General features: G+C 63.5%; 5 protein-coding genes. All 5 read left to right on the top strand.

Annotated features, from left to right (window positions below):
* Window positions 1-856, top strand: an 856-nt coding sequence (locus VFP86_03480) for a nucleotide disphospho-sugar-binding domain-containing protein (GenBank protein HET8998687.1), incomplete at its 5' end; no start/stop codon positions are given.
* Between the two features lie 268 nt (window positions 857-1,124).
* Window positions 1,125-3,230 carry an acetate--CoA ligase gene (gene acs, locus VFP86_03475; GenBank protein HET8998686.1) on the top strand — a complete coding sequence of 702 codons (2,106 nt, stop codon included), beginning with the start codon at window positions 1,125-1,127 and terminating at the stop codon, window positions 3,228-3,230.
* Between the two features lie 26 nt (window positions 3,231-3,256).
* Window positions 3,257-4,018: a cysteine hydrolase gene (locus tag VFP86_03470; protein HET8998685.1), complete on the top strand. Its 762-nt coding sequence runs from the start codon at window positions 3,257-3,259 to the stop codon at window positions 4,016-4,018.
* Between the two features lie 26 nt (window positions 4,019-4,044).
* Window positions 4,045-4,815 (top strand): class I SAM-dependent methyltransferase, encoded by a 771-nt coding sequence (locus VFP86_03465; GenBank protein ID HET8998684.1) that lies wholly within the window; start codon window positions 4,045-4,047, stop codon window positions 4,813-4,815.
* An 86-nt stretch (window positions 4,816-4,901) separates the two neighbouring features.
* On the top strand, window positions 4,902-5,539 hold a 638-nt coding region (locus VFP86_03460), incomplete at its 3' end, for an LLM class flavin-dependent oxidoreductase (GenBank protein ID HET8998683.1).

The following is a 5,539-nucleotide window of genomic DNA, read 5'->3' as shown; positions in this document are numbered from 1 at the left end:
GGCAATCGTGAGCGAACTCTTCACCGTTGAGCTGGCCAGACTCACCAAGACTGAATGCGGTATTCCGTATTGTTTCATCAATCCGGGATATTACTTCGGTCCCGGCAGTCGACGCCCGCCCGAGGCAGACTTCATCGGAATGTCGCGGGTCTTTCGTGAGGAATCGATGCCGGCCGTCCGCGAGGCCAGTCTGGTCCTCCATGGAACAGATCCGATCTTTGACCCACCTCCGCCTGGCTTGCCCGCGCATCACTATTACGTGGGGTCCTTGGCGTGGGAACGGTCCAGCGACGCGCCGGCGTACCTGGATGTCCCCGGGCCTCGGTGGGTCCTGGTCACCTTGAGCATGTCGCCTCAGGAAGGGGAAATGACTTTGGCGCGCACGGCGCTTCGGACCTTGGCGGAGTTCCGGGTCCGCACGCTGCTGACCCTTTCTGAACGCCATCCACGCGAGGAGCTTGGTGCCGTCCCTCCGAATGCGCGGATTGAACTGTTCGTGCCTCATTCCGAGGTGCTTAAACGAAGCTGCCTGCTCATCAGCCACGCGGGGCATGGCATCGTGACCAAAGCGCTGTCCTACGGCGTGGCCATGGTCCTCGTGCCCTGGGGCCGGGATCAGCCCGGCGTAGCGGCCCGTGCCGCTGCTTTGGGGATCGCCGAAGTGATTCCGAGACAGGACCTAACTGAGGCTCGACTCTCCGCGGCCATCCGCAAAGTGTTGGGAACAGCATGCTATCAGGAAGAGGCTGCGCGGATCGTCGGTCGTATGCAGGGACAAGACGCCGTCGCTTCAGCGTGCGTGCGGATCGAAGAATTCATGGACAAGAACTCTAAAAGGGGAGGTGGTGAAGAGTAAGTAGATACTCCAAGGATTGACTCTCCGCAGGGAACGGGTCGAAAGTCCGCTCCCCGTTAACACGGTTGGAGCCGCTCAGTTGGCGCCGGAGTTGAGCGGTGAAGCCCAGAAACTGTGGGATCCTCCAGTACGACCGAAGCGGAAGGTGCGTCAGCAGGCCGCCATGGTTCAGGGCGGCTCGCAGGAGGGAGTCGAGACAGGTGAGAACAGACATCGCAGGCGCGCAATCGGGGCGCCGCGGATACCCTTTCTGAAGGAGGATCGCTCCATGGCTCGCGTCCGAGAGACACAGACCGCCACCGAGGTCACCGAGGCCGAGATCGCCGTTCACTGGAAAGAGGAAGAGTATTACTACCCGCCGGCCAAGTTCATCGGCCAGGCCAACCTGAAGGACCCGGCGATCACCCAGCGGTTCAGCCTCGACCGGTTTCCCGACTGCTTCCGAGAGTATGCCGACCTCCTCACCTGGGACCAATACTGGCACACGACGCTGGATGCGAGCAACGCACCATTTTGGAAATGGTTTGTCGGCGGCAAGCTCAACGTGTCCTACAACTGCGTGGACCGGCACCTCAAGAAGTACAAGAACAAGGCCGCGCTCATCTTCGTCCCCGAGCCGGAGGATGAGCCGCACGTGGCGTTGACGTACCAGGAACTGTACGTCCGGGTCAACGAAGTGGCCGCGCTGCTCCGGGACTTCGCCGGGTTGAAAGCCGGCGACCGCGTCACGCTACACCTGCCGATGACGCCCGAGCTCCCGATCACCATGCTGGCCTGCGCCCGGCTGGGCGTCATCCACTCGGTGGTGTTCGGCGGGTTCAGCGGCGAAGCGTGCGGCATCCGGATCGCGGACTCCCAGAGCCGGGTCCTCATCACGATGGACGGATACTATCGGAACGGCAAACTGCTGGACCACAAGTCTAATGCGGACATCGCCGTCGCGACGGCGGCGAAGGAAGGCCAGCGTGTTGAGAAGGTGCTGGTGTGGAAGCGATTGAGGGACAAGTCGGCCACCTCGACCCCCATGGTCAAAGGGCGGGACTTCCTCATGAACGACGTCCTCAAGGAGTATGCCGGCAGAACGGTCGCGCCTGTGTCGATGGACGCCGAAGCGCCGCTCTTCCTCATGTACACGAGCGGAACCACCGGACGGCCCAAGGGGTGCCAGCATCGGACCGGGGGCTATCTCGCCTACGTCGCCGGGACGTCGAAGTACATCCAGGATATTCATCCGACGGACGTCTACTGGTGCTTTGCCGACATCGGATGGATCACGGGGCACTCCTACATCGTCTACGGTCCCCTGGCGCTAGCTGCCACGAGCGTGCTCTACGAGGGAGTGCCCACCTATCCGGATGCCGGGCGCCCCTGGCGGATCGCCGAGCGGCTCGGCGTGAACATCTTCCACACCTCGCCGACGACGATCCGCATGCTCCGTAAGGCCGGGCCGGAGGAGCCCAAGAAGCACGCCTACTCCTTCAAGCACATGACGACCGTGGGGGAGCCGATCGAGCCCGAGGTATGGAAATGGTACCACGCGGTGGTGGGCAAAGGCGAGGCCGTCATCGTCGATACGTGGTGGCAAACCGAAAACGGGGGGTTCCTGTGCAGCACGAAACCGGCGCTGGACCCGATGAAGCCCGGGAGCGCCGGGCCCGGCATGCCGGGGATCCACCCCGTGATCTATGACGAGCGGGGCCACGAGATCCCCGCGGGCTCCAACAAGGCCGGCAACATCTGCATCCGCAACCCCTGGCCCGGCATCATGCAGACGATCTGGGGGGACCCCGACCGCTACGTCAAGACGTATTACGCGAAGTACAACAAGAACCCGCAGAGCAAGGCCTGGCGCGACTGGCCGTACTTCGCGGGAGACGGCGCGATGCAGGCGGCCGATGGCTACTACCGGATCCTCGGCCGGGTCGATGATGTCATCAACGTGGCCGGCCACCGCCTTGGCACCAAGGAACTGGAATCGGCCGCTCTCACCGTTCCGGAGGTCGCCGAGGCCGCGGTCGTCCCCGTGGTCGACGACCTCAAGGGCCGCGTCCCCGAGGTCTACATCTCGCTCAAACCGGGGGTCGAGCCCAGCAAAGCCGTCCAGGAGAAGGTCGTCCACAGCATTGAGACCACGATCGGAAAGATCGCACGACCGAAGGAGGTCCGCATCGTGCCGGACATGCCCAAGACCCGTTCCGGAAAAATCATGCGGCGGGTGCTTGCAGCGATCTCGAACACGATGGACACCGGGGATGTCACGACGCTGGCGAACCCGGACGTCGTCGAGCAGATCCGGGAGGCGGTCCAGGGCAAAGGGAAGGTCGCGACCAAGACGGGCCCGGAGGACATCAAGCGGTTCGGCGACGAACCCTAGCGAATTCCTTGAGGAGGGCTGTGGGTATGCCCGGAGAGCCGCACTCCCGAGTCGCAAGCGGTCGCGTCGCAGTCATCGAGGCGAAGCCTGAGCCGATCAGCATCGACACCTCCAAGACGGTTGTGATTGTCGTCGACATGCAAAATGACTTTGCCTCCAAGGGTGGGATGTTCGACCTGGCCGGGATTGACATATCAATGGTCCCGAGCGCCGTCGGGTCCACGAAGAAGGTCCTCGCGGCGGCCCGCGATGCGGGTATCAAGATCATCTATCTCAAGATGGGCTATCGTCCCGACCTTTCGGATGCCGGCCCTCCCGATTCTCCGAACCGGCTCAAACACTTGCCCCTGCGCATCGGAGAGGCCGTCCGTGCCCCGGACGGCACGGAGAGCCGGATCCTGGTGCGAGACACATGGAACACAGACGTTCTCAGCGACCTAGCTCCGCACGCCGAAGACATTACGCTCTACAAGACTCGATTCAGCGGCTTCTACCAAACCGACTTGGACGGCATCCTAAAGCGGCTCGGAGCGAAATACCTCATCGTCACCGGGTTGTCTACATGCGTATGCGTCGAGTCGACCATCAGGGACGCAACGTTCAGGGACTATTCGTGTGTGCTGCTGGCGGACTGTACCGGCGAGCCGATCGGGCACAACTTGCCGACGAGTAACCACGACGCATCCCTCTTGGTCATCCAAACGCTCTTTGGGTGGGTGTCCGGCGCGGACGCATTCGTGAGAGCCCTCGAAGCGCGCACCGGTGCCGCTGCCCGGGGACAGCATTAATGGACCGGCCGGCGGGATCAGCGGCCGTGCAGGGGCAACTGTGGGGAGCACGGGCGCGGGATTGGGCCGATGTGCAGGAGCACGTCCACCGACCGATGTATGAGGCGGTGCTCACCAGGGTTCGGGTTGGCGCGAGTACCCGGCTGCTCGACGTCGGGTGCGGTTCCGGCGTGTTCTGCGGGCTGGCGGCCGCACGCGGGGCGTCGATCACCGGTATCGACGCCGCACCGGCGCTGATCGCGATCGCAACGCAGCGTCTCCCGCAGGGCGACTTCCGTGTCGGGGAGATGGAGGCGCTGCCCTACGATGACAGGGCGTTCGATGTCGTGACCGGGTTCAACTCATTTCAGTTCGCCGCGACCCCGACGAACGCCCTCAGCGAGGCGCGGCGGGTCGGGCGTCCTGGCGCACTGATCGTCATTACCACGTGGGGGAAGCCGGAGCGCTGCGAGACTGCCCGGTACCTGGAGGCCCTGCGGTCACTCCTGCCGCCTCCGCCTCCCGGGGCCCCTGGGCCATTCGCCCTCTCGGCGGAGGGTGCACTCGAGGCCCTGGTCGCCAAGGCCAACCTGACGCCGCAAGAGGTCCTGGATGTCGCCTGCCCTTACGAGTACCCAGACCAGGGGACGGCCTTGCGCGGGATGCTGTCGGCCGGCCCGGCCGTCAAAGCCATTCAGACATCAGGTGAGCCACGCGTGAGGGAGGCGGTCGTCACCGCGCTCGCACCGTTCAAGCAGGCAGACGGCGGATACCGTATGGAGAACGAGTTTCGGGTGCTGATCGCGACTGCCAAGTAGCGGTATCCAAACCAAGAGAACAGCATGGCCGCGTACATCGTAATCACGCGTTTGCGCACACGCAACCCAATAGAGCTGGGGGCACTGTGAAGATCGGGTTTGTTGTGCTGCTAGCCCTTCGGCCAGAGCTCGGGCGCGCGCCGCGCTATCCTGAAATCCGCGAGATGGCGCGCCAAGCGGAAGATGCGGGATTCGATTCCATTTGGCTCTATGATCATCTCCTCTACCGTTCTCCGGGACAACCGACGCGGGGGATCTGGGAGTGCTGGACGATGCTCTCCGCACTGACCGAAGCCACCCAGCGCGTCGAAGTGGGCACGCTCGTCCTGTGCAATCAGTTCAGGAATCCCGCTCTTCTGGCCAAGATGGCCGACACGCTGGACGAAGTCAGTCATGGGCGATTCATCCTGGGAGTCGGTGCTGGCTGGAATGAACCCGAATTCCGTGCCTTCGGGATACCCTTTGACCATCGCGTGGGGCGGTTGGAGGAAGCGTTGCAGATCATCGCGCCCCTCCTCAAGACCGGACACGTCGATTTCGAGGGCAAGTATTACCAAGTCCGTGATTGCGAGATTACCCCTCGCGGGCCACGGGTCGGTGGTCCGCCGGTACTGGTGGCCGGTTCCGGCCCACGCATGCTGCGCTTAACGGCCCAATACGCTGACATGTGGAACCCGTCGGGGTATCTCACCGCGCCAAGTTCGTTTATCGAGCCCCACGCCAA

This window comes from bacterium, assembly GCA_035703895.1.
Taxonomy (GTDB): Bacteria; Sysuimicrobiota; Sysuimicrobiia; order Sysuimicrobiales; family Segetimicrobiaceae; genus Segetimicrobium.
Note: the sequence above shows the minus strand (reverse complement) of the source record. Positions and strands in the feature narration are given on the sequence as shown.

What these genes read in the sequence shown, in the direction of transcription:
- VFP86_03470 (HET8998685.1), top strand. Translation starts at nt 3,257, where the DNA reads ATGCCCGGAGAGCCGCACTCCCGAGTCGCAAGCGGTCGCGTCGCAGTC.
- acs (HET8998686.1), top strand. Translation starts at nt 1,125, where the DNA reads ATGGCTCGCGTCCGAGAGACACAGACCGCCACCGAGGTCACCGAGGCC.